Annotated in this window: 17 protein-coding genes, 8 tRNA genes, 3 rRNA genes and 1 other annotated feature; all 28 genes read right to left on the bottom strand. The window is 40.4% G+C overall.

Annotation, left to right across the window (positions count from 1 at the left end; genetic code table 11):
• Window positions 1-20: 20 nt before the first annotated feature.
• Window positions 21-860, bottom strand: a complete 840-nt coding sequence (gene rsmI / locus H8S40_RS00140; RefSeq protein ID WP_186864255.1) for a 16S rRNA (cytidine(1402)-2'-O)-methyltransferase — start codon at window positions 858-860, stop codon at window positions 21-23.
• Between the two features lie 12 nt (window positions 861-872).
• Entirely contained in the window at window positions 873-1586 is a 714-nt protein-coding gene (locus H8S40_RS00135) for a tRNA1(Val) (adenine(37)-N6)-methyltransferase (RefSeq protein WP_186864254.1), read from the bottom strand.
• Window positions 1576-2481: a PSP1 domain-containing protein gene (locus tag H8S40_RS00130; protein ID WP_022075354.1), complete on the bottom strand. Its 906-nt coding sequence runs from the start codon at window positions 2479-2481 to the stop codon at window positions 1576-1578. Before H8S40_RS00130 ends, H8S40_RS00135 begins: the two co-directional genes overlap by 11 nt.
• Before the next feature lie 4 nt (window positions 2482-2485).
• Complete coding sequence (gene holB, locus H8S40_RS00125; protein WP_117991747.1) at window positions 2486-3481, bottom strand: DNA polymerase III subunit delta'; 996 nt, start codon at window positions 3479-3481, stop codon at window positions 2486-2488.
• Window positions 3482-3620: 139 nt separating this feature from the next.
• Window positions 3621-4217, bottom strand: coding sequence for a guanylate kinase (locus H8S40_RS00120; protein WP_186864253.1), 597 nt, complete (start codon window positions 4215-4217; stop codon window positions 3621-3623).
• Between the two features lie 197 nt (window positions 4218-4414).
• Window positions 4415-5920, bottom strand: a complete 1506-nt coding sequence (locus H8S40_RS00115; protein ID WP_186864252.1) for an aminotransferase class I/II-fold pyridoxal phosphate-dependent enzyme — start codon at window positions 5918-5920, stop codon at window positions 4415-4417.
• A 67-nt stretch (window positions 5921-5987) separates the two neighbouring features.
• Window positions 5988-6060: transfer RNA gene (locus tag H8S40_RS00110), tRNA-Lys, on the bottom strand.
• Between the two features lie 28 nt (window positions 6061-6088).
• A tRNA-Phe gene (locus H8S40_RS00105) sits at window positions 6089-6161 on the bottom strand.
• Between the two features lie 21 nt (window positions 6162-6182).
• Window positions 6183-6256 (bottom strand) — tRNA-Met (locus H8S40_RS00100).
• A gap of 27 nt (window positions 6257-6283) precedes the next feature.
• A tRNA-Thr gene (locus H8S40_RS00095) sits at window positions 6284-6356 on the bottom strand.
• 31 nt (window positions 6357-6387) lie between these two features.
• Window positions 6388-6469: transfer RNA gene (locus H8S40_RS00090), tRNA-Tyr, on the bottom strand.
• Between the two features lie 16 nt (window positions 6470-6485).
• Window positions 6486-6558 (bottom strand) — tRNA-Val (locus tag H8S40_RS00085).
• 6 nt (window positions 6559-6564) lie between these two features.
• A tRNA-Asp gene (locus H8S40_RS00080) sits at window positions 6565-6638 on the bottom strand.
• 72 nt (window positions 6639-6710) lie between these two features.
• Window positions 6711-9602 (bottom strand): 23S ribosomal RNA (locus H8S40_RS00075).
• A gap of 276 nt (window positions 9603-9878) precedes the next feature.
• Window positions 9879-9996, bottom strand: a 5S ribosomal RNA gene (gene rrf, locus H8S40_RS00070).
• A 73-nt stretch (window positions 9997-10069) separates the two neighbouring features.
• Window positions 10070-11602: ribosomal RNA gene (locus tag H8S40_RS00065) — 16S ribosomal RNA — on the bottom strand.
• Together the 16S, 23S and 5S rRNA genes with 8 tRNA genes alongside form the textbook arrangement of a ribosomal RNA operon.
• A gap of 358 nt (window positions 11603-11960) precedes the next feature.
• Window positions 11961-12048: transfer RNA gene (locus H8S40_RS00060), tRNA-Ser, on the bottom strand.
• A gap of 142 nt (window positions 12049-12190) precedes the next feature.
• On the bottom strand, window positions 12191-12745 hold the full coding sequence (locus H8S40_RS00055) for a Fe-S-containing hydro-lyase (protein ID WP_022074925.1): 555 nt from the start codon (window positions 12743-12745) through the stop codon (window positions 12191-12193).
• Between the two features lie 32 nt (window positions 12746-12777).
• Window positions 12778-13623, bottom strand: coding sequence for a fumarate hydratase (locus tag H8S40_RS00050; RefSeq protein ID WP_022074924.1), 846 nt, complete (start codon window positions 13621-13623; stop codon window positions 12778-12780).
• Window positions 13624-13737: 114 nt separating this feature from the next.
• Window positions 13738-14511 (bottom strand): ABC transporter ATP-binding protein, encoded by a 774-nt coding sequence (locus tag H8S40_RS00045; RefSeq protein ID WP_022074923.1) that lies wholly within the window; start codon window positions 14509-14511, stop codon window positions 13738-13740.
• On the bottom strand, window positions 14504-15385 hold the full coding sequence (locus H8S40_RS00040) for an ABC transporter permease (RefSeq protein ID WP_118725187.1): 882 nt from the start codon (window positions 15383-15385) through the stop codon (window positions 14504-14506). Before H8S40_RS00040 ends, H8S40_RS00045 begins: the two co-directional genes overlap by 8 nt.
• A gap of 77 nt (window positions 15386-15462) precedes the next feature.
• Window positions 15463-16488 carry an ABC transporter substrate-binding protein gene (locus H8S40_RS00035; RefSeq protein WP_186864251.1) on the bottom strand — a complete coding sequence of 342 codons (1026 nt, stop codon included), beginning with the start codon at window positions 16486-16488 and terminating at the stop codon, window positions 15463-15465.
• A 100-nt stretch (window positions 16489-16588) separates the two neighbouring features.
• Window positions 16589-16840 (bottom strand) — a binding site (T-box leader).
• A 63-nt stretch (window positions 16841-16903) separates the two neighbouring features.
• Entirely contained in the window at window positions 16904-19396 is a 2493-nt protein-coding gene (gene gyrA, locus H8S40_RS00030) for a DNA gyrase subunit A (protein ID WP_186864250.1), read from the bottom strand.
• Between the two features lie 16 nt (window positions 19397-19412).
• On the bottom strand, window positions 19413-21350 hold the full coding sequence (gene gyrB, locus H8S40_RS00025) for a DNA topoisomerase (ATP-hydrolyzing) subunit B (protein WP_118725184.1): 1938 nt from the start codon (window positions 21348-21350) through the stop codon (window positions 19413-19415).
• An 11-nt stretch (window positions 21351-21361) separates the two neighbouring features.
• Entirely contained in the window at window positions 21362-22447 is a 1086-nt protein-coding gene (gene recF, locus H8S40_RS00020) for a DNA replication/repair protein RecF (protein WP_022074918.1), read from the bottom strand.
• A gap of 57 nt (window positions 22448-22504) precedes the next feature.
• Window positions 22505-22735, bottom strand: a complete 231-nt coding sequence (locus tag H8S40_RS00015; RefSeq protein WP_330514658.1) for an RNA-binding S4 domain-containing protein — start codon at window positions 22733-22735, stop codon at window positions 22505-22507.
• Window positions 22736-22837: 102 nt separating this feature from the next.
• Window positions 22838-23947 (bottom strand): DNA polymerase III subunit beta, encoded by a 1110-nt coding sequence (dnaN, locus tag H8S40_RS00010; RefSeq protein ID WP_022074916.1) that lies wholly within the window; start codon window positions 23945-23947, stop codon window positions 22838-22840.
• A 275-nt stretch (window positions 23948-24222) separates the two neighbouring features.
• Window positions 24223-25593: chromosomal replication initiator protein DnaA (gene dnaA / locus H8S40_RS00005; protein WP_117990341.1), on the bottom strand; the 1371-nt coding region annotated here is incomplete at its 5' end.

Here is a 25593-nt window from a genome sequence, read left to right as displayed (position 1 = left end):
CATTGGTTTCCCTCGCTTGTTTATATCAACGTATTATAGATGTCTCTCTTGGACACCCCTCTGTCCTTAGCCACCTTCTTCATAGCTTCTTTCTTATCAATCCCCTGTGAGAGATAATGCTCCATATGTTCTTCAATACTCATTTCTTCCCACTGAGCTTTTTCTTCCTGAGCAATCTGCTCACGGCTTCTTCCTTCGATCACAAGTACGCACTCACCTTTTGGCGGCTGCTCATTATAATATGCACACGCCTCTTCTAATGTCGTCGCAAATGCTGTCTCGTGACGCTTTGTAAGCTCCCTACAGACCGTTATCCGTCGTTCCTTGCCCAATCGTTCACTTAACATCTTTAACGTCTTTAAAAGGCGATGTGGAGCCTCATACATAATAATTGTTCTTGTTTCCCGCTCTATTTCCTGAAGCACCAGCTCTTTTTCCTTCTTATCCGTTGGAAGAAACGCTTCAAAAGCAAATCTTCTTGTCGATAATCCAGATAATGTAAGTGCTGTAATACAGGCTGCTGCCCCCGGAAGCGACGTAACCGAAATTCCAGCTTCATAACACATCTTTACAAGTTCTTCCCCTGGATCTGAAATTCCTGGCGTACCCGCATCTGTAATCAATGCAATGTTCATACCATCCTGCAATTTTTCAACCAGTTTACGACCTTTTTCATATTTGTTATATTCATGGTAGCTCGTCATTGGCGTCTGTATCTCAAAATGATTCAGCAATTTAATACTGTTTCTTGTATCTTCCGCTGCAATCAGATCTACTTCTTTCAACGTCCGTATCACACGAAATGTCATATCTTCCAGATTACCGATCGGTGTTGCACACAGATATAATGTTCCTGACATAATAATTCCTCTCTAATGCTCATACATGATTATCGGCGGCTCAACTGTCACACGCGATTTTCCGCCTCGCAGTCCCTCTATCAAAACCATTGTCGGTTCCTTATCTATATAAGGATGTACAAACTGAATACGTTTCGGCTCAATTCGATACTGGCACATCTTCGCCATAATCTCAGCAAGCCTGAATGGTTTATGAATCATATAAAAACGTCCCTTGCTATCTGCAAGAATCTTTTCACTCTCTCTTAAAATATCATCTAAAGTACAAAGTATCTCATGTCTTGCTATTGTCTTTGCATCGCCCTCATTTTTCAGGCCATGCTGATTTAACATGTAAGGCGGATTCGTAGTGATAACATCAAAAGAGGCAGGCGGAAAAATCGTTGCTGCCTCTTTAATATCTCCTGTTACAATCTCAATCTTATCTTCCAACCGGTTATATGCCACACTTCTTCGTGCCATATCTGCACTCTCTTCCTGAATCTCAAGACCGGTAAAATGACTTCCCTTTGTCTTGCCTTCTAATAGAATTGGCAATATTCCTGTTCCTGTTCCAAGATCCAGCACCCGTTCTCCCGGTTTTACTTTTGCAAAATTAGAAAGAAGTACTGCATCGATTCCAAAACAAAAACGCTTCGGATCTTGTATGATCTCGTAACCTTTTAACTGCAAATCATCCAATCGCTCTCCCGGATACAAATGTACATCCTGATTCTTAATTGTCATCTAACTTGGATGCTCCTTCATTTTTCTCCAATTTGGCAAATTGTTTCATCTCTTCCTTTGAAACCTTTGTTTTTCTTCGTCTCGGTTTAAATTTCAACTCATCAGCAGAATACTCTCGAATCTCTTTCTCATCATTTTCAAGATTTACAATCACCTTAACCTGCTTACGTAAAACACTTAACGAATGCACTACTCCACTTAACTGATCCGGTGTTGTCACCATATCTCCGACTGATGGAAGCTGACTGTTCAACTCTTCATACGTTTCTTCTTCATTTGTCAAACAACACATCAAACGTCCGCAAACACCAGAAATCTTTGTTGGATTAAGTGAAAGATTCTGTTCCTTTGCCATCTTAATTGAAACTGCTGCAAACTCAGATAAATATGTGCTACAGCACAATGGTCTGCCACAGATTCCAATCCCTCCACGGATCTTTGTCTCATCTCTCACACCAATCTGACGCAATTCAATTCTTGTACGGAAAACTGCCGCCAAATCCTTGACAAGCTCTCTAAAATCAATTCTTCCATCTGCTGTAAAATAAAATAATACTTTATTATTATCAAATGTATATTCTACATCAATCAGTTTCATCTGCAAATTGTGCTTGCGAATCTTTTCCAGACAAATTTTAAACGCTTCTTTTTCTTTTTCTTTATTCTTCTCAACCGTTTTTTTATCCTGTTCATTTGCAATACGAATAACAGATTTTAACGGCTGTACGACTTCATCATCGCTCACTTCCTTCGGACCGCTTACAACACGCCCGTATTCTATGCCTCTCGCAGTCTCAACAATGACATATTCTCCCTGCTTTATTTCCAGTTCTCCCGGCGAAAAAAAATATATCTTTCCTGCAGTTCGAAAACGCACACCTATTACTTTTATCATTCTTCTAGTTCTCCTTTATTGTCAGCAGAAGCAATTCCATTGTCAGCTCAAAGTTTACATTTGCATTTAGTCTTGCCTTTGCTTTCTCGATACCCTCCAGTATTACTTCAATACCTTCATAGGAACTTTTACTGGCACGCTGCTTGATATACTTCAGCTGATCTGAAAATACAACCCTGTCCGGATCTTTTGTTGCTTTAAATAATAAAACATCACGATACCAGATTGCAATAATATCCAGATAATCCTGAATCTCCAGCTTATATGACATACAGTTTTTCACCGCAGCCATCAACTCTTCTACCTGCATCTCATCAATATTTCTAAGCAGTCTGATTGCCTCTTCTTTAATCTCATTAAAATATTCAGAAGTTGCAAGTGAAATTGCTTTTCCCATATTCCCCTGTGCAAATGCTACGCAGATATCTGCTTTATAATCTGGAATCTCCAACTGCTCCATAAGATATTTTTTCACCAATTGATCTCTAATATTACGCAATTTCAACATAACACATCGAGAACGTATTGTTGGCAATAATACTTCTGCATTCTGTGTTAAAAGCATGATCACTGCATACTCCGGCGGCTCTTCAATCGTCTTTAATAACGCATTCTGAGCCTGTACACTCATCATATCTGCATCATCAATAATATAAATCTTATATTTACTACTATAAGGTTTTATCACAATATCATTATTTACCTGTTCACGAATATCATCTACACTGATCGTCGTCGGTTTTTCATGAACAACACGGATAATATCCGGCTGGTTACCATTCATTGCCTGTTTACAAGACTGGCATTTTCCACATGCATCTCCGTCTGCCTCTCGGTTCTGGCACTGAAGACTCATTGCAAATAGATTTGCCAGTAGTTTCTTTCCAGACCCTCTTTCTCCGTTGAGTATATAAGCATGGGAGACAGTATCCGATGTCACAGCATTCCCAATGTACTGTATTATATTTTTGTGTCCTACAACGTCTTTAAATCCGCTCATTCTATCACCCACATTCTTTAAATTTATTCCCACAGCCATTCAGCCACTTCGACATTCGTATTATAACATAGTTTTTAAGGGAGTCATACCCGCAAATACGAAAAAGCATTCTTTTATATTCACTATATACTATCTAATTTTACGTAAATCCGTTTTCCTGTATACCAATATAATTACAAATCTCACTTACACATTTTTGAAAATCAAAATTTTGAAAACGCTTTGTAATTCCCGCATCCTGTAAATTTTTCTCCGAAAAGTCCTCTGAATCTGCTAAAAATCTTCTGCACATTTCTGCATATTTAGGTGCTGCCTGCTGTCGCTCTCTTTCCAGAGCCCTGCTTAATCGCAATCCATCCTCTACCTCTACATATAACGGAATCATATTTTCTTTTCCGAAATATTTACACATTTCCTTATAAGACACCAACGTGCCAATCACCAGATAACTATATTGCGACAAATCAACTTGTCCATCGTCTGCCGTAAAATATTTCCAAATTCCATGTTTTGTCTGATAAGCACGCTGCTCAATAACACAACCTCTTTTTTCCAATTCCTGAAGTTTATTTTCATCTACAAAATGATATTCCACCCCATCTTGTTCTCCTTCGCGGATTGGTCTTGTTGTATATAAAATTATATTTTTCAATTCCGGTATTCTTTCTTTTATTTTCTTAAAAAGAGAATCTTTCCCAGATGAGCTTTTTCCCATTAAATAAAAAATCTTTCCCATGCTTTTTCCTCTCTCACTGTTACATACATTATAGTTGTTCTATTTTACTAAATTCAAGTCGAGCAACCGCAAGACTTGGCGTGTGATTCTGGTCAGCGTAAGCTGACACATTCTTTACAGAATCACTGCGCATCCTCGCGGAGCGTTTATCTCAGTGGGAGTCCAATCTCCGACTGAGATAACTACATTTTGGGTACTTACTTTAACACTTCTAATTTACCTTCTTCTTTTGCACCCTCAATATCAAAACCTGCACATTCATACTGTATGAGAATTTTAATTGCTTTGTTTGAAATTTGCTCTCCCGGAACTATAATCGGAATCCCCGGCGGATATAGATAAGCATACTCTGTTGAAATATATCCCACACAATTTTTATATTCTAACGATACCACATTTTCCTTATTCTTTGCTTTTTTTATTGCTTCAGCACTCGGATAAACCTGCTCTAATTCTGGTAATTGATAACTGTGGAGTTTAATGTTTTTTTCACAACTGTCTGTTTTTTTTGAAATGTTATCCACATTATTCGGTTCTTTTTCACCTTTTTTATTGAATAACTCTTTTTTATCTAACTCTTCATCTATTTCATATAAGGCTTTCACCAGTCTATCCATTCCATCCTTCTTATCCCCTATAGAAGTCATAGCCAGTACATAACTTCCTGCTGACAGTTCCATTTCCAAATGATAATTCTTTAATAATATCCGATGCAATTCTTTTCCTGTCATTTTGGTATCTTTCACAGAAATAACTAATTTGGATTTATCATATTCTACCTTGCCGGTCTCTACCAATTTCAAATGTTTCAAATGTCGTAAATTTTTTCTCACATTATCTAAATTTTCTACATAGCTTTGAAAATAAGCATCTCTATAATTTTCCAGCATATCTATACATTCATCTATAGAGGCCATTAATATATAAGATGGACTGCTCGACTGAAGCATATGTAAATACATTCTCACCGATTCTCTATCTACGATTTGTCCATTCATATGTATCAATGCTGTCTGTGTCAAAGAAGGGAGTGTTTTATGTATACTCTGGATTACAATATCGGCACCTTTTTCATTCGCATTTCTTGGAAAATATGGATGAAATCCAAAATGTGCTCCATGAGCTTCATCAACGATCAATGGGATTCCATATTCATGAACAATCTTCGCTATTGTTTCTATATCTGACAAAACACCATCATATGTAGGCGAAACTATCATAACTGCTTTTATTTTATTTTCACAATCAGATTTGTAATTTTCCTCTAACTTCTTCCGAATCTTTTCCGGATCTATTTCTCCATTCAATTCTACTTCCGGATCATAATTAGGATAAATATAATCAACATGCAATTCATTCATGTAAATAGCATGATATACCGATTTGTGGCAATTTCTTGCAACAAGAATCCGATCTCCTTTTTCTGTCGATCCTAAAATAGCACTTAAAATACCGACTGTACTTCCATTTACTAAAAAAGCTGTTTCTTCAGCATGAAAAATCTTTGCCGCTCGTTCCTGTTCTTCTTTTAAAATTTCTTTTGAATGATGAAGGTCATCAAATCCTGTAATTTCTGTAATATCATATGCATATGGAATATCCGCTTTTATAAGCTCTTTATTTCTTTTATGTCCCGGCATATGAAATCCATAATAATCAGAGTCACTGTATTTTTTTAATCTTTTATATAAGGTTTCTGACATTGTTTTTAGCGCTCCTTAAACTTAAATAAAAAAAAATCAACGTCTATTCAACGTTGATCATTTACAATGAGCGTGCGGGGATTCGAACCCCGGACAACTTGATTAAAAGTCAAGTGCTCTACCACCTGAGCTACACGCCCATATTCACAGCTATTATTGCAGTGAAAATGCCCAGAGCCGGAATCGAACCAGCGACACGAGGATTTTCAGTCCTCTGCTCTACCGACTGAGCTATCTGGGCATAAGACTTAAAAGTCTTGAATTGCGGGGGCAGGATTTGAACCTACGACCTTCGGGTTATGAGCCCGACGAGCTTCCAGACTGCTCCACCCCGCGATATGAAGTTAACTCTCAAAAAGAGAAAGCCGATGATCGGACTCGAACCGATAACCTGCTGATTACAAATCAGCTGCTCTGCCAATTGAGCCACATCGGCTTGCATTTGCAAGTCCGATTAAAAATCGGAATGGATGGAGGTGGATTCGAACCACCGAAGCAATTTGCAGCAGATTTACAGTCTGTCCCCTTTGGCCACTCGGGAATCCATCCATATTATTTTTTTAAGTGGGACCTACAGGGCTCGAACCTGTGACCCTCTGCTTGTAAGGCAGATGCTCTCCCAGCTGAGCTAAGATCCCACATAACGACCCAGAAGAGACTCGAACTCTCGACCTCCGCCGTGACAGGGCGGCGCTCTAACCAACTGAGCCACTAGGCCGTATTAAATTGAAGGTTGTACCTTCAAAACTGCATACAAAGTTTTTCATCCATCTTGTTCCTATCACCTGTTCTGGTTATGCCCTCGACCTATTAGTAACAGTCAGCTCCATGTGTTACCACACTTCCACCTCTGCCCTATCTACCTCGTCGTCTTCAAGGGGTCTTACTAACTTGACGTTATGGGATATCTTATCTTGAGGGGGGCTTCACGCTTAGATGCCTTCAGCGTTTATCCCTTCCCGGCTTGGCTACCCTGCCATGCATCTGGCGATGCAACAGGTACACCAGCGGCCAGTCCATCCCGGTCCTCTCGTACTAAGGACAGCTCCTCTCAAATATCCTACGCCCACGCCGGATAGGGACCGAACTGTCTCACGACGTTCTGAACCCAGCTCGCGTACCGCTTTAATGGGCGAACAGCCCAACCCTTGGGACCTACTTCAGCCCCAGGATGCGATGAGCCGACATCGAGGTGCCAAACCACTCCGTCGATGTGAACTCTTGGGAGTGATAAGCCTGTTATCCCCAGGGTAGCTTTTATCCGTTGAGCGATGGCAATCCCACTTTATACCACCGGATCACTAAGTCCTACTTTCGTACCTGCTCCACCCGTCGGTGTCGCAGTCAAGCTCCCTTCTGCCTTTGCACTCTTCGAATGGTTTCCAACCATTCTGAGGGAACCTTTGAGCGCCTCCGATACCCTTTCGGAGGCGACCGCCCCAGTCAAACTCCCCACCTGACATTGTCCCCCAGCCGGATCACGGCTGCTGGTTAGAAACCCAATACTGCAAGGGTGGTATCCCAACATCGACTCCACGGCAACTGGCGTTACCGTATCCTAGTCTCCCACCTATCCTGTACATGCAATATCGAATCCCAGTATCAAGCTGGAGTAAAGCTCCATGGGGTCTTTCCGTCCTGGCGCAGGTAACCAGCATCTTCACTGGTATTTCAATTTCACCGGGTGCATTGTTGAGACAGTGCCCAAATCATTACGCCTTTCGTGCGGGTCGGAACTTACCCGACAAGGAATTTCGCTACCTTAGGACCGTTATAGTTACGGCCGCCGTTTACTGGGGCTTAAGTTCAAAGCTTCGCTTGCGCTAACCTCTCCCCTTAACCTTCCAGCACCGGGCAGGCGTCAGCCCATATACCTCACCTTTCGGTTTTGCATAGACCTGTGTTTTTGCTAAACAGTTGCTTGGGCCAATTCTCTGCGGCCATTCGCATGGCACTCCTTCTCCCGAAGTTACGGAGTCATTTTGCCGAGTTCCTTAACAATGCTTCTCCCGTCGGCCTTAGGATTCTCTCCTCATCCACCTGTGTCGGTTTACGGTACGGGTATGATATAAACAATAGCGGCTTTTCTTGGCAGTTAGCTCACGCTCTTCCCTACTCTTTTTCGGTCCGCATCACGTCTTCCCGTTGCCTGCCGGATTTTCCTGACAGACCGGTACCTCGCTTGCGCCGGGCTTTCCGTTCCCGGCTCGCGCTCTCTCCCTGCGTCCCCACAGTTCTGTTATATCATAGTACAGGAATTTCAACCTGTTATCCATCGACTACGTCTTTCGACCTCGCCTTAGGCCCCGACTTACCCAGCGCAGATCAGCTTTACGCTGGAAACCTTAGATATTCGGCCGGAAGGATTCTCACCTTCCTCTCGCTACTCATTCCGGCATTCTCTCTTCTTAAAAATCCACTGCTCCTTTCGGTACAGCTTCGTCTCTTTAAGAATGCTCCTCTACCAATTAACATTCGTTAATTCCTAAGCTTCGGTAGTGTGTTTCAGCCCCGGACATTTTCGGCGCAGGACCTCTCGACTAGTGAGCTATTACGCACTCTTTTAATGGATGGCTGCTTCTGAGCCAACATCCTAGTTGTCTTCGAAATCCCACATCCTTTTCCACTTAACACACATTTTGGGACCTTAGCTGTAGGTCTGGGCTCTTTCCCTTTTGACTACCCAACTTATCTCGTGCAGTCTGACTCCCATACATCATCTACGCGGCATTCGGAGTTTGATATCTCTTAGTAAGCTTTGACGCCCCCTTAAGAATTCAGTGCTCTACCTCCGCAAGACTCGTATGAGGCTAGCCCTAAAGCTATTTCGAGGAGAACCAGCTATCTCCGGGTTCGATTGGAATTTCTCCCCTATCCACACCTCATCCCCACCCTTTTCAACGGATGTGGGTTCGGTCCTCCATTGCCTTTTACGGCAACTTCAACCTGGACATGGATAGATCACCCGGTTTCGGGTCTACTCTGACTGACTTCACGCCCTATTCAGACTTGGTTTCCCTTCGGCTCCACACCTTCAGTGCTTAACCTCGCCAGCCAGCGTAACTCGCCGGACCGTTCTACAAAAAGTACGCGGTTCATCATATAAAGATGTTCCACAGCTTGTAAACATATGGTTTCAGGTTCTCTTTCACTCCCCTCCCGGGGTCCTTTTCACCTTTCCTTCACAGTACTATGCGCTATCGGTCACTAAGAAGTATTTAGCCTTACGGGGTGGTCCCCGCTCATTCCCACAAGGTTTCTCGTGTCTCGTGGTACTCTGGATACCGCCATGTCAACTCGTCTTTCGCTTACGGGGCTTTCACCCTCTCTGGCTGGCTTTCCCAAAACCATTCTGCTAGACTCATTGAATCAATTATACGGTCCGAACCCCGGAGTGCACGCACTCCGGTTTGGGCTCTTCCGCTTTCGCTCGCCGCTACTCACAGAATCACATGTTGTTTTCTCTTCCTCCGGCTACTTAGATGTTTCAGTTCACCGGGTTCCCTTCCTAACGTTATGGATTGGCGTTAGGATACTTGAGGTTTGCTCAAGTAGGTTTCCCCATTCAGAAATCTCCGGATCAATGGATATTTGCTCCTCCCCGAAGCTTTTCGCAGCTTATCACGTCTTTCATCGGCTCTTAGTGCCAAGGCATCCACCATACGCTCTTATCAGCATAACCAACAGACAAGAAACACGGGTTGGTTTCTCATCGACACATACTAGCGTGTATGCGTTGGTAATAGGTCAATTTCTTTTAAGTCTGTTTTCTTCAGACTTTAGTTAATGTTTGTTAACATTACCTCGGATGTCTTGATTAGATATTTTTTAATCTTATCATCTATATTTCTTTGTATGCAATTTTCAAGGTACAATTCTGACTGATGTTTATCAGTCATCAGAAACAAAAATCATTTTTTATCTCTGATCACTGGTAAATCCAGTTTTCTTTTTTTAGATTTGGCGGCCACCTACTCTCCCACACCGTCTCCAGTGCAGTACCATCGGCCGTTTAGGTCTTAACCATCGTGTTCGGGATGGGAACGGGTGTTACCCCTAAACGCATCGCCACCAAAAGGTTTCATTATCAAGTTGTTTCTTGATAACTAAACAATAGACAGCAGTTCTCTTTACTTTTTTCTTCCTTAGAAAGGAGGTGATCCAGCCGCACCTTCCGATACGGCTACCTTGTTACGACTTCACCCCAGTTATCGGTCCCACCTTCGGCAGCTCCCTCCTTACGGTTGGGTCACTGACTTCGGGCGTTACTGACTCCCATGGTGTGACGGGCGGTGTGTACAAGACCCGGGAACGTATTCACCGCGACATTCTGATTCGCGATTACTAGCGATTCCAGCTTCATGTAGTCGAGTTGCAGACTACAATCCGAACTGAGACGTTATTTTTGGGATTTGCTTACCCTCGCGAGTTTGCCTCCCTTTGTTTACGCCATTGTAGCACGTGTGTAGCCCTGCTCATAAGGGGCATGATGATTTGACGTCATCCCCACCTTCCTCCAGGTTATCCCTGGCAGTCTCTCCAGAGTGCCCGGCCAAACCGCTGGCTACTGAAGATAGGGGTTGCGCTCGTTGCGGGACTTAACCCAACATCTCACGACACGAGCTGACGACAACCATGCACCACCTGTCTCCGGTGTTCCGAAGAAAAGCTCCCATTACGGAGCGGTCACCGGGATGTCAAGAGCAGGTAAGGTTCTTCGCGTTGCTTCGAATTAAACCACATGCTCCACCGCTTGTGCGGGTCCCCGTCAATTCCTTTGAGTTTCATTCTTGCGAACGTACTCCCCAGGTGGACTACTTATTGCGTTTGCTGCGGCACCGAATGGCTTTGCCACCCGACACCTAGTAGTCATCGTTTACGGCGTGGACTACCAGGGTATCTAATCCTGTTTGCTCCCCACGCTTTCGAGCCTCAACGTCAGTCATCGTCCAGTAAGCCGCCTTCGCCACTGGTGTTCCTCCTAATATCTACGCATTTCACCGCTACACTAGGAATTCCGCTTACCTCTCCGACACTCTAGAAAAACAGTTTCCAATGCAGTCCCGGGGTTGAGCCCCGGGTTTTCACATCAGACTTGCCTCTCCGTCTACGCTCCCTTTACACCCAGTAAATCCGGATAACGCTTGCCCCCTACGTATTACCGCGGCTGCTGGCACGTAGTTAGCCGGGGCTTCTTAGTCAGGTACCGTCATTTTCTTCCCTGCTGATAGAAGTTTACATACCGAAATACTTCTTCCTTCACGCGGCGTCGCTGCATCAGGGTTTCCCCCATTGTGCAATATTCCCCACTGCTGCCTCCCGTAGGAGTTTGGGCCGTGTCTCAGTCCCAATGTGGCCGGTCGCCCTCTCAGGCCGGCTACTGATCGTCGCCTTGGTAGGCCGTTACCCCACCAACCAGCTAATCAGACGCGGGTCCATCTCATACCACCGGAGTTTTTACCTCTGCACCATGCGGTGCTGTGGTCTTATGCGGTATTAGCAGTCATTTCTAACTGTTATCCCCCTGTATGAGGCAGGTTACCCACGCGTTACTCACCCGTCCGCCGCTCAGTCACAATACTCGTCATTCCGAAGAAATCCAAGTAAAGCGCTTCGCTCGACTTGCATGTGTTAAGCACGCCGCCAGCGTTCATCCTGAGCCAGGATCAAACTCTCGTTAAAAGTGTTTGTTCTAGTCAAGATTAACTCTAGCTAATCTATCCTTTTACTGTTGTTTTGGTTTGTTATAAACCGTTCTTAAAAAATTTTCTCTTAAAGAAATTTTCAAGGATCTGTTGTCTATTGTTTAGTTATCAATGTTCTTTATTTTGTTGTCGTCTCAAGCGACAGCTTTAATAGATTATCACATCTTTTGTCGTTTGTCAACAACTTTTTTATTTTTTCTGTTTCGCTTCAAGTCACTCTCTCGATGTCTTGTTTGCGACAGCTAAAATAGAATATCATGTTTTTCATCTCTTGTCAACAACTTTTTTAATGTTTTCAAGTTTGATATTCTTTCGATGCATTGTCTTGCATCAAACGGAGAAAGAGGGATTTGAACCCTCGCGCCGGTCACCCGACCTACACCCTTAGCAGGGGCGCCTCTTCAGCCTCTTGAGTATTTCTCCTAGTACTGAATAACACCTATATACCAATAGGATTATTTAGTTCAACGCAACAGCGCAGAATTTATTATATAAGAGAATCCTGCACTTGTCAACGTCTTTTTCAAATTTTTTTACTTCATTTTTGCATTAATTTTATTTTTGTCTATTTTTCAACACAATACTGTTTAATAGCTGTTTCATAAAGATTATTACCCTCGCTGTCAATTACTACTATAACAGGGAAATTTTCTACTGTTAATTTACGAATAGCCTCTGTTCCAAGATCTTCATACGCAACAACTTCTGAACTCGTAATACATTTTGATAATAATGCTCCTGCTCCTCCAACTGCTGCAAAGTATACTGCATCATTTCTCACAATTGCATCAATTACAGCTTGTGAACGTTTTCCTTTTCCTATCATTGCACCTTGTCCAAGATCTAATAGCTGCGGTGCATACTTGTCCATACGGCTTGCTGTTGTCGGACCCGCTGAACCAATTGGTCTGCCTTCTCTTGCAGGAGACGGTCCCATATAATAGATTATCTGTTCTTTAATATCTATTGGTAAGTCTTCACCCTTTTCAAGGATTTCATACATTCTTTTATGTGCAGCATCACGTGCAGTATAGATTGTTCCTGTTATGTATACATAATCTCCTGCTTTTAATGTTCTTGCTACTTCTTTTGTAATCGGAGCTGTTATATGTTTATCCATTTTTATATCCTTTCTCTTTATCTATGAAAATATTAAATTTCCCGGATTGCATGTCTGTTTACGTGACAACAAATATTTACCCCGACCGGAAGTCCTGCTATATGAGTCGGATATGTATTGATATTAACAGCCAATGCTGTCGTTGTACCACCAAGTCCTCCTGGTCCGATTCCCAGGCCATTAATTTTCTCCAACACTTCTTCTTCCATCTCTTTAACATATGGAATATCCGAATGTGTTCCTACTTCACGAGTCAGTGCTTCTTTTGCCATCAATGCACATTTTTCAAATGTACCACCGATACCAACACCAACTACCATTGGCGGGCATGCATTTGGTCCAGCATCTTTCACAGCTGTAAGAATTGCCTCTTTCACTCCTTCAATTCCTTCTGCCGGTTTCAGCATGAACACTCGGCTCATATTCTCACTTCCAAATCCTTTTGGTGCGACTTTTATTTTTACCTTATTGCCGGCAACGATTTTTGTATGCAGAATTGCCGGTGTATTGTCTTTTGTATTTTCACGAATCAATGGATCTTTCACAACAGATTTTCTCAAGTATCCATCTACATAGCCCTGTCGCACACCTTCATTGACCGCATCTTCAAGCAAACCTCCTTCAAAATGTACATCCTGGCCAATTTCTAAAAATATAACTGCCATTCCTGTGTCCTGACAAATCGGAATCATGTCCTCTGCTGCTATTTTTAGGTTTTCCTGTAACTGCCCTAAGATTTGTTTTCCAAGTGGAGATTTTTCTGTTTGCTCCGCCTGTTTCATTGCTTTATCCATATCCGGTGACAGATAATGATTTGCTTCAATACACATTTCCTTTATATTTTTCGTGATTTCATTTACATTTATTGTACGCACCATAGCTCCTCCAATCACTTTGCTTTTGTATTTTTCTTTTACTATCATACTACCACATTGATACACTTCGCAAGAAAAAAGGATGAGTACACACCCGTATCCTCACCCTCGTTATTCTTAATTTCCACATTCAATACTGATTTCATTGAATTTTCCAAGAATATCCTCAATTTGTATTTTCTTTTTTTCTTCTCCGGAGTAATCCATAACTGCTTTTCCCTGATGTAACATCAACAGTCTGTCGCCATACTCTACTGCATATCGAAGATTGTGTGTTACCATAATTGTTGTCAAATGCTTCTCTTTCACAACCTTATCAGTCAATTCCATAATCAAATCTGCTGTTTTAGGATCTAATGCCGCAGTGTGCTCATCTAAGATCAAAAAACGGATTGGTGTGAGGGTTGCCATTAAAAGTGCCATTGCCTGACGCTGTCCGCCCGACAATACACCTACTTTAACATCCATCTTGTCTTCAAGACCAAGACCTAACTGACTAAGCTGCTCGCGATAAAAATCCAGTCTTGCTTTATTTTTTCCCATACGAAGACCATATATCTTACCCTTATTATCTGCAAGTGCCATATTCTCTGCAATGGTCATACTTGGACATGTTCCCATTGCCGTATTCTGAAATACTCGGCCAATATATTGATTTCTCTTAAATTCCTTCTCTTTTGCAATATCTTTTCCGTCAATGATAATACTTCCTGAATCAAGAGGAATGCTTCCACAAATTAAATTCAGCATAGATGTTTTTCCGGAGCCATTACTTCCCACCACAGAAACAAATTGGCCATCATCAATTGTTAAGTTGAAATTTTCAAACAAACACATTTCATTGATTGTTCCATGATTATAAAATTTATGAATATTTTTTAACTCAAGCATTGACTTTCACCTTCTTCTTTCTGTCTACACTAACAACTAAAATCACAAGGAACAGAATTGCTGTAACTAATTTTGTTGCTGTTGCTCCTGCGAATTTGAGAGCAAGTGCAACACATAATTTATAAAATATAGAACCTATAATAACTGCTGTTGTTGCTTTTACAAATGACATTTTCTTAAAGAAACTCATTCCGATGATAACGCTGGCAAGACCTATGACAAGTGCACCGGTTCCCATTGAAATATCAAAAACTTTTGATTGCTGTGCAAATACACATCCACTCAAAGCAACAAGTCCATTTGAGATTGCAAGCCCAAGAATCTTTACATTTCCCTTATCTTTGGCAAGAGATGTTACAATTACATCATTATCGCCAACCGCACGAAGCAAATATCCTGACTGTGTTTTCATGTACAAGTCCATTAATATTTTACAGATTAATACAAGAACCAAAATAATTACAATATCCATCCATGCCGGAACCTGGTTTCCGAACAGTTTTTTTGTCATTTCATTTCTGAAAATTGTATTGCAGGAAAATAATGGCACATTGTTTGTTCCTGCAATATACAAATTAATTGTATATAATCCTGTCATCATAATGATACCTGATAACAAATCTCTTACCTTAAACTTTACATGAATCAATCCTGTACATATTCCGGCAACGATTCCTGCTGCAAATGCGATAATCAATGTCAGATATGGATTGACACCAACTTTCAATAATGCTGCCGTAACAGCCGCGCCCATTGGAAATGTTCCGTCTACTCCTAAATCTGGAAAATCCAGAATTTTATATGTGATATATACTCCAAGTGCCATGATTCCATAAATCATACCTTGTTCTAATACACTGATTAAAAAATCCATATCTGTCAACCTCTCTACCTTACAACTTTAAAAATCGTTCCTGCTCACATTTTTTGAACAGGAACTTTTTTCTTTTTTTAATTTTCTGTAATCTCTGTGAATGATTCTACAGCACGCTCTTTCATTGTATCCGGTACTGTGATTCCAAGATTTTCTGCTACTTTTTCATTTACATAAAGGCTGCTTTCTGTGATCAGTTCATAATCCATTTCAGATGCACTGGCTTCGCCTTTTAAGATTTTTGCTGCCATTTTTCCTGTATCTTTTCCAAGCTGTGTATACTCGATTCCTTCTGCAGCCAGACATCCAAGTTTAACCTGCTCAATTTCACTTCCAAATACCGGGATTCCCTTTTCGTTTGCCAATCCCAGAACTGTAGGAAGTGCACTTACAACTGTATTATCTGTCAGGTTTGTAAGACAATCTACTTTTCCGAGCAGATCAGATGCTGCAAGCTGAATTTCTGATGTATTTGTGATACCTGTTTTTTCAATTTTGAATCCATATTTGTCAGCCAGTTTTTCATATTGTTCAATACTGTATACAGAGTTTGCTTCGCTTGTTGTGTAGAGAATACCGATTGTTTTTGCATCCGGCAAGATTTCTCTAATCATCTTAAGCTGTGCTTCAACCGGCAGTTCATCACTTGTTCCTGTTACATTTCCAACTGGAGATTTATCATCATTTGCAAGTTCTGCTGCAACCGGATTTGTAACTGCTGTGTATACAACCGGGATATCCGTTTCCATTGCTGCGTTGTATGCTGCCTGTGCACTTGGTGTTGCGATTGCACAAATCATATCAACTTTATCAGCTACGAACTGATCTGCGATCTGGGCTGCTGTTCCTGTATCTGCATCTGCGTTATTTGTTACAATTTTTAAATTTTTTCCTTCTTCGAGTCCCTCTTCCTTTAAACCCTCAATAAAGCCTTCACGACAGTTATCTAACGAACCATGTTCAGCAAACTGGCTGATTCCGATTGTATATGTCTTTTCAGCACTGTTTGCACTATCAGAAGTTTCTTTTGATGCTCCACATCCTGTCATCATTGCTACTACCATGCTCATTCCCAATACAACTGCTAATACTTTCTTTTTCATAATTTGTTCTCTCCTTTTGATTTGATTTTTAATCTTGACATTTTAGGAAAGATTGAGGGTTCATTCTTCATGAAATAAAGAAAAGCGCCCCAAGCCTTATGCTTGAGACGCTAATAATATCATGTATTATTATCGCGGTACCACTCAAATTGACGAATCGTCCACTTTCCACGTACTGTCATACGCTCCTCATTGATAACGGGTTTGGTTCCCGACAACGCCTACTCTGTAGATTACATTTCAGGCTGCCCTCGAAAGTCCATTCAGCAATTCTCTTCATACAGCAATCCCACCACCTGCTGCTCTCTGAAATGTTGATGAAAAGCTTACTCCTCTTTCTCAACGGTTTATGAATATACACACAATTTAGTACAAATCTTTTGATTTGTCAATACATTTTTTAATTTTCTTCTTCCTATTGTGATTCTTCTTCAGAAATCTCCACTTCTTCACCATCAATTTCCGCAGATGTTCTGCGTACTTTCGCAATGCTTACTACAGTCTCATTTTCTTTCAGGTTAATAAGTTTCACACCGGATGTAATTCTGCCATACTTAGAAATTGTATCACAAGCCATACGGATGATAATTCCATCGCTGTTGATCATCATAATTTCATCGTCTTCATTTACAGCCTTCATACCAACTACATTACCTGTTTTCTCTGTAATCTTGTAACATTTTACACCTTTACCGCCACGGTTTTGTGCAGTAAATTCACCCATAGCTGTACGTTTACCCATACCTTTTTCAGATACAATCAACAGACAATCTCCCTGTGTGTCTACCTGCATACCGATCACTACATCACCATCACTGAGATTAATACCGCGTACACCCATAGAAGTTCTTCCTGTAGTACGGACATCTTTCTCGTCAAAGCGGATACACTGACCATATTTGGTTACAAGAATAATATCTTTTTCATTGTCTGTAATTTTTACTTCGATCAACTGATCGTCATCACGCAACGTGATTGCAGCAAGACCTTTCTTGCGCACATTGACATATTCTCTAAGCGGTGTCTTCTTAACAAGACCCTGCTCTGTTGCCATAAATAAGCACAGATTATCATCATATGCCTTAATTGGGATCATTGCTGTAATCTTTTCTTCCGGCATCAGCTGCAGCATATTAATGATTGCTGTACCTCTTGATGTTCTGGAAGCTTCCGGGATTTCATATCCTTTCAAACGATATACACGTCCTGTATTTGTGAAGAACATAATATAATCGTGTGTAGAGGTCATGAATAATTCCTGGATATAATCATCATCCAGTTTCTGCATACCCTTGATTCCTTTTCCTCCACGATTCTGACTCTTGAATGTGTCGATTGTCATACGTTTAATGTATCCCAATTTTGTCATTGTAATAACGACATCCTGTCTTGGAATCATATCTTCCATCGAGATATCATATTCATCATAGCCAATCTGTGTTCTTCGATCATCACCATATTTTTCAGAAATCACAAGAATCTCTTTTTTGATAACGCCAAGAAGAACTTTACGGTCTGCCAAAATAGCTCTGTATTCCTCAATCTTTTTCATCAATTCTGCGTATTCATTTTCAATCTTTTCGCGTTCCAAACCTGTCAGAGCTCTCAGACGCATATCTACGATAGCCTGTGCCTGTACTTCTGTCAGTTCAAATTTTTCTATTAATTCTGCTTTTGCTTCCTGCACATTTTTAGACGCACGGATAATACGGATCACTTCATCGATGTTATCTAAGGCGATCAATAATCCCTCTAAAATATGCGCACGTTCTTCTGCTTTATTCAGATCATATTTGGTTCTTCTTGTAACAACCTCTTCTTGATGCTGCAGATAATAATTTAGCATCTCAAGCAGATTCATTACTTTTGGCTGATTATTGACCAGCGCAAGCATAATTACACCAAATGTATCCTGTAGCTGCGTATGTTTATATAACTGATTCAAAATAATGTTCGGATTTACATCACGACGCAGTTCAATACAGATTCTCATACCTTCTCTGCTTGACTGATCACTCAAATCTGTAATTCCATCAATTTTTTTGTCTCTTACCAGCTCTGCGATTTTTTCAATTAATCTTGCTTTATTTACCATGAATGGAAGTTCTGTTACAACAATACGATTCTTTCCATTCTGCATTGGCTCAATATTAGAAATTGCACGTACACGAATCTTTCCACGTCCTGTGCGATAAGATTCCTCGATTCCTTTTGTTCCCAGAATTTCTGCTCCTGTCGGGAAGTCAGGACCTTTTACAATCTCGAGAATCTCTTCCAGCGTTGTCTCCGGACGATCTTCAATCTGATCATCAATGATTCTTACTACAGCACTGATAACCTCACGAAGATTGTGTGGTGGTATATTTGTTGCCATACCTACTGCAATACCTGATGTTCCGTTAACCAAAAGATTTGGAAATCTTGATGGCAGTACAGTTGGCTCTTTCTCTGTCTCATCAAAGTTCGGCACGAAATCAACAGTATCTTTGTTGATATCCGCTGTCATCTCCATGGAAATCTTACTCAAACGAGCTTCTGTGTATCGCATGGCAGCAGCACCATCACCATCTACTGAACCGAAGTTTCCGTGACCATCTACCAGAGGATATCTGGTAGACCATTCCTGAGCAAGGTTTACCAAGGCACCATAAATTGAACTATCACCATGTGGGTGATATTTTCCCATCGTATCTCCGACGATACGTGCACATTTACGATGCGGCTTATCCGGACCATTATTCAATTCTATCATCGAATACAGAATTCTTCTCTGTACCGGTTTTAATCCATCTCTTACATCCGGAAGCGCACGTGCGGCAATAACGCTCATGGCATAGTCGATATAAGATGTTTCCATCGTCTTTTTCAAATCGACTTCATGAACTTTATCAAAAATATTATCTTCCATCGTTTATCTCCTTCTGTTAGATATCTAAGTTTTTGACGAATTTTGCATTTTCTTCAATGAACTCACGTCTCGGTTCAACCTTATCACCCATCAGGGTTGTAAACGTCAAATCAAGTTCTGATGATGTCTCATCATCCATTGTAACTCTAAGCAGTACACGATGCTCAGGATCCATTGTTGTATCCCACAGCTGCTCTGCATCCATCTCTCCAAGACCTTTGTATCGCTGGATCTTATTATTTCCATCTCGTCCTACTTCAGCTAAAATATCATTCAATTCTTCATCGCTGTATGCATACCAGATTTTTTTATTTTTTTCCAGCTTATACAACGGAGGCTGTGCCAGATATACATATCCCTGTTTGATCAGTTCCGGCATAAAACGATACAGGAATGTCAACAGCAGTGTACTAATATGGGCACCATCCACATCGGCATCGGTCATGATAATAATTTTGTGATAACGCAGTTTGCTAATATCAAAATCATCATGGATACCTGTTCCAAATGCTGTGATCATCGCTTTGATCTCTGCATTTGCATAAATTTTATCCAGACGTGCTTTCTCTACGTTCAGAATCTTGCCTCGCAGTGGCAAAATAGCCTGCGTTGCACGATCTCTTGCCGTCTTTGCAGAACCGCCGGCGGAATCTCCCTCGACGATGTAAATTTCACAATTAACCGGATCTTTATCCGAACAGTCAGCCAGCTTTCCAGGAAGTGACATGCCTTCCAACGCGGATTTTCTTCTTGTCAGGTCCCTTGCCTTTCTGGCAGCTTCTCTTGCACGCTGTGCCATTACAGACTTCTCAACTGTCATTTTACCGACAGCCGGATTCTGCTCAAGGAAAATACCAAGCTGAGTACTAACGATATTATCTACCGCCCCCCTTGCCTCGCTATTTCCTAATTTCTGTTTTGTCTGTCCTTCAAACTGAGGGTCCTCAATCTTAACACTGATAATGGCTGTAAGACCCTCTCGGATATCCTCACCTGTCAGATTCGGTTCGCTGTCTTTAAGCAGCTTATTCTTTCTTGCATAATCATTAAATGTCTTTGTCAATGCATTACGGAATCCAACCACATGGGTTCCACCTTCCGGCGTTGTAATGTTATTAACAAATCCATACGTATTATCGCTATACGAATCATTGTGCTGCATTGCAACTTCTACATACACATTATCTTTCATGCCTTCGCAATAAATGATCTGGTCGTACAACGGTGTCTTACTTTTGTTCAGGTAAGTAACAAATTCCTTGATACCGCCTTCGTAATGGAATGTCCGCTCAACCAATTCCTCTTCACGTTCGTCACGAAGAATGATCTTCAGTCCTTTTGTCAAAAATGCCATCTCGCGGAAACGCTGTTTTAATGTGTCATAGTCAAATATTGTCTCCTCGAATATCTCTTTATCAGGCAAAAATGTAACTTTTGTTCCTGATAATTCCGGGTCACATTCTCCGATCACTTTTAATTTATAAATAACTTTACCACGCTCATATCTCTGTTTATAAATCTTTCCTTCGTGATAAATTTCTACTTCAAGCCATTCTGAAAGTGCATTTACAACAGATGCACCTACTCCATGCAGACCTCCGGATACCTTGTATCCTCCGCCACCGAATTTACCGCCGGCATGAAGGACTGTAAATACAACTTCTACTGCCGGAAGTCCTGTCTTATGGTTGATTCCAACCGGAATACCTCGACCATTATCAACAACCGTAATAGAGTTTTCTTTGTTGATCGTAACTGTGATTATATCACAATATCCTGCCAGTGCCTCGTCAACAGAGTTGTCGACAATCTCATATACCAGATGATGAAGTCCTCTCCCCGAGGTGCTGCCGATGTACATACCCGGTCTTTTTCGAACCGCTTCTAATCCTTCCAAAATCTGGATTTGATCCGCTCCATATTCAGCGTCAAATTCTGTACCTGTTGCACCCATCTAAAAACCTCCTAATTTTCTTTTGCTACAGTTCCATGCTCTACATGGAATATTTTGTTTATAGAAAACCTGTGATTTACAAACTCATCCAGCCCTGTACAGGTAATGACAGTCTGTATATCGTGGATACTATCCAATAAATAGTTTTGCCTATGTTTGTCAAGTTCAGACAACACATCATCCAATAATAAAATCGGCGTATCTTTGATCAGCATACGCACCAGCTCAATCTCTGACAATTTCAAAGATAATGCGGCTGTTCTTTGCTGCCCTTGAGAACCAAATTTGCGAATATCAATCCCATCTGTACGAAAACACACATCATCACGATGTGGTCCCGCAGAAGTGCTTTTAAACTTAATATCCCGATTTCGGTTTTTCTTTACAGCCTCCTCAAAAGACATGTCCCCAATAGAAGATTCATAGGACAAAACAAGCGTTTCTTTTCCACCCGTCAACTTGTAGTGAATGTCAGAAATAATATCATTCACCTGTTCTATAAATCTTTTCCTTGCTTCGATTACTTTCGTTCCGTATTCAACTAATTGCATATCCCATATATCCAATGTATCGATCAGATGCTCCTGATAAGCAATTTCCTTGAGCAAGGAATTCCGTTGATTAACCGCCCGGTTATAATTCGCCAGATTGTTCAGGTATACCCTGTCCAACTGAGATAATTCCAAGTCAACAAAACGTCTTCTTCCAGCCGGTCCCTCTTTGATAATATTCAAATCTTCCGGTGAAAAAAAGACAAAATGAATCAAGCCAAATAATTCACTGGCTTTTCGGATTGGTATTTTATTGACTGCAATTCCCTTTGGACTGTTTTTTTTCAAATGCATGTCGATTTGAAAATCCACTCCATTTTTTTCAACAATAGTCTCAATGTGAGATTCTTCCTCACCAAACCGGATCATATCCCGGTCTTTTGTCCCACGATGAGATTTTGTTGTTCCGGATAAATACAATGCCTCTAGGATATTGGTCTTTCCCTGGGCATTATCCCCATACAAAATATTGGTTCTGGAATCAAACGCCATATTCAACAATTCGTAGTTTCTATAATTTTTAAGCTTTAACGACTTAATTATCATAATTTTTTCCTAACGTTCCAAGCGTATAGGTACGTAATTATTCTACACGCTTTTGCATTATTTTTCAATTTTTATTTGAATACCATCAAATTCGACTAAATCTCCCTCGTATAACTTGCGTCCTCTTCTGGTATCAATCTCGCCATTCACTAAAACAAGCCCTTCTTGGATCACTTCTTTTGCTTCTACGCCGGACTCAACTGCTCCAACAGCCTTTAATGCCTGACCAAGTTTAATAAATTCTTCATTTTGTCTGATTTTTATATGTTCCATCTCTATTCCTTTCATGCAATTTCGTTAATAGTTCACTTTTTAAACACACTTTGTCGTTTTAGAATTATCTGACAATTTGCATTCTGCGTATTATGCATATTTATGCATTTTAATTTTTTATGCGACAGCGTTAAAGTTAACCGGCAGGATCAAATAAATATATGATTGCTGTTCATCCTTGATAAAACAAGGTGCTTTTGCATTCATGAAATATAAATCAACCTGTTCATCCTCAATAACACGAAGTGCATCGATCAAAAATTTAGGATTAAATCCGATCAAAAGATCTCTTCCCTCTTTCGAGATAATGATTTCTTCATCCATTGATCCAATCTGCGATTTGATTTTTAGTTCCATTGAACCATCCGCAATGTTGATAATAATTGGTTTTTTATCACCTTCTTTTATCAACAAAGTTGCACGGTCGATACAATCTAAAAGTTCACGTTTATTTACAGTCACTTTTGTTTCATAATCACTGGATAACATCTGATCAATTCTGAAATATTCTCCTTCGATCAGTCTCGATACAACCAAAGTATTGCCAAATTCAAAGACGACATGATTTTGAGTAAATGAAATTTCAACTTCAGCCTCGGATTCGCCCCCAATAATTTTGCTTATTTCCTGAAGAGTCTTCCCAGGAACAATTACTTTTCGAGAACCATAAGAATTTTTCAATTCGATATTGCGAATGGAAATTCTATGACCATCAAGTGATACAACTTTCAATAAATTATCATGGATTTCAAAAAGTTCACCACTCATCATCTTGTTTGTATCATTGTCAGCGATAGAAAAAATGGTCTGACGGATTACTTCTTTCAGTGTAAATTCAGAAATTGTGATGGAATCCTCTTTTTCAATTGCCGGTAAATAAGAAAAATCTTCACCTGATTGAGCTGCAATCGTAAACTTTGCTTTTTCACAAGTGATTAATGTCTGATTATCAGCACCAACTTCAATCACTACATCGTTGTCTGGAAGTTTTCGAACAATTTCTGAAAAAATCTTAGCATTCAAAGCTATAATTCCATGTTCAAGAATCTCACCTTCAATACGTGTTTCGATTCCAAGTTCCATATCATTAGCTGTTAATTTAATAACATTCATGGATGCATCAATCAGAATACATTCAAGAATAGGCATTGTTGTTTTTGAAGGAACTGCTTTAGATACAATACCAACTCCTTTAACGAGATTTGATTTACTGCATATAATTTTCATGTCGAGATCTCCTTTCGTGAAAGTGTGGATAAAACTTTCAGCGTGTGCATTTATGTATTTAAAAAGAAAACTTTTCCGCCGTAATCGTCGTAGGGACTGTGGAAAAGTGGATAACTATCCGCAAGCCTTGAAACACAAGGGCTGAGCCACTTTGATAACTATGTTGAATTCCATGGGATAAGGTGGAAAGTAAATGGGGATAAAAATTTTGCGTTATCCACAGAAATGAAGCTTTCCACTGCTTATCCACAGAGTTTTAACATAGTTATTCACATTTATACGGGATTTATCTTCTTTTTTATAATATTGATAGTATTATTTAACGCTTCATCGGTAGTAATATCGTGTTCTATTTTTTTAACTCCATGGCTGATAGAAGCATGATCTTTCCCTCCAAGGATAGCGCCGATTGCTTTCAATGGCGTATCTGTCATACAACGGCAGAGGTACATGACAATCTGACGTGGAAGTACAATTTCAGCGTTTCTTTTTTTACCTTTGATTTCTGTTACCGGTACATTAAAGTGCTCGGAAACAACATCAATGATCAATTCAGGTGTGATTTCTCTATTATTATCAGGAGATACGATATCTTTAAGAGCTTCAGCTGCAAGAGGAATATCGATTTCTTTTTTCTCAAGATTAGCCAGAGCAATCAGTTTATTTAAAGAACCTTCCAGTTCTCGAATATTGGATTTTACGTTATTGGCAATATATTGCATAACATCATCCGGAATATGGTAGCGCTCTAATCCGTCCAATTCCTCTTTCTTGCGAAGAATCGCCATTCTGGTTTCGTAATCAGGAGACGAAATGTCTGCGATCAGTCCCCATTCAAAACGGGTACGCAAACGAGCCTCCAAAGTTTCAATGTCTTTTGGTGGCTTATCACTGGAGATAATAATCTGTTTTCCTGCTACATGCAGATGGTTAAATGTGTGGAAAAATTCTTCCTGCGTACTTTCCTTTCCTATAATAAACTGGATATCATCGATTAAAAGTACGTCATTATTCCTATATTTTTCGCGAAACGTGGTCATTGCCAGTTCATTTCCGTTTTTACCGACTTTCAAAGCATCAATCAGTTCGTTCGTAAAAGTTTCACTTGTTACGTAAAGAACCTTTTTTGATGGATCATTTTCTAATATAAAATGTGCAATAGAGTGCATCAAATGGGTTTTTCCAAGTCCAACACCTCCATATAAGAAGAGAGGGTTATAGATTTCTCCAGGTGATTCCGCTACTGCAAGGGAAGCTGCATGTGCAAAATTATTGTTGCTTCCTACAACAAATGTATCGAAAGTATAGCGAGGATTTAGATTAGCATTCTCGAAAATAGCGTTCGACTGTTGTTTTTTTGTTGTTGTTTCTTTCTTTTTCTTAATAATAACACTGTCTTCAGTTACAAAAGAGACCTCATATTCCGTACCGGTCACTTCTGCAATACATACCTTAAAAGGAAGAAGATATTTATCTTCAATGTGTTCCAGACTTGCTTTTAATTTCACAAGAATGTATACCGTATCATCGGTAACTTCATAAACAGTAAGTGGTGCAATCCACGTATTGTATGAAATATTCGATGAACAGTACTCTAATTTCATCTTATTTAGGATCTGCTCCCAATTTTTTTCTACGGTGTTCAT

This window comes from Ruminococcus hominis (assembly GCF_014287355.1).
Lineage (GTDB): Bacteria > Bacillota > Clostridia > Lachnospirales > Lachnospiraceae > Schaedlerella > Schaedlerella hominis.
The sequence above is the reverse complement of the archived record's forward strand: the minus strand, read 5'-3'. Positions and strand labels throughout refer to the sequence as shown.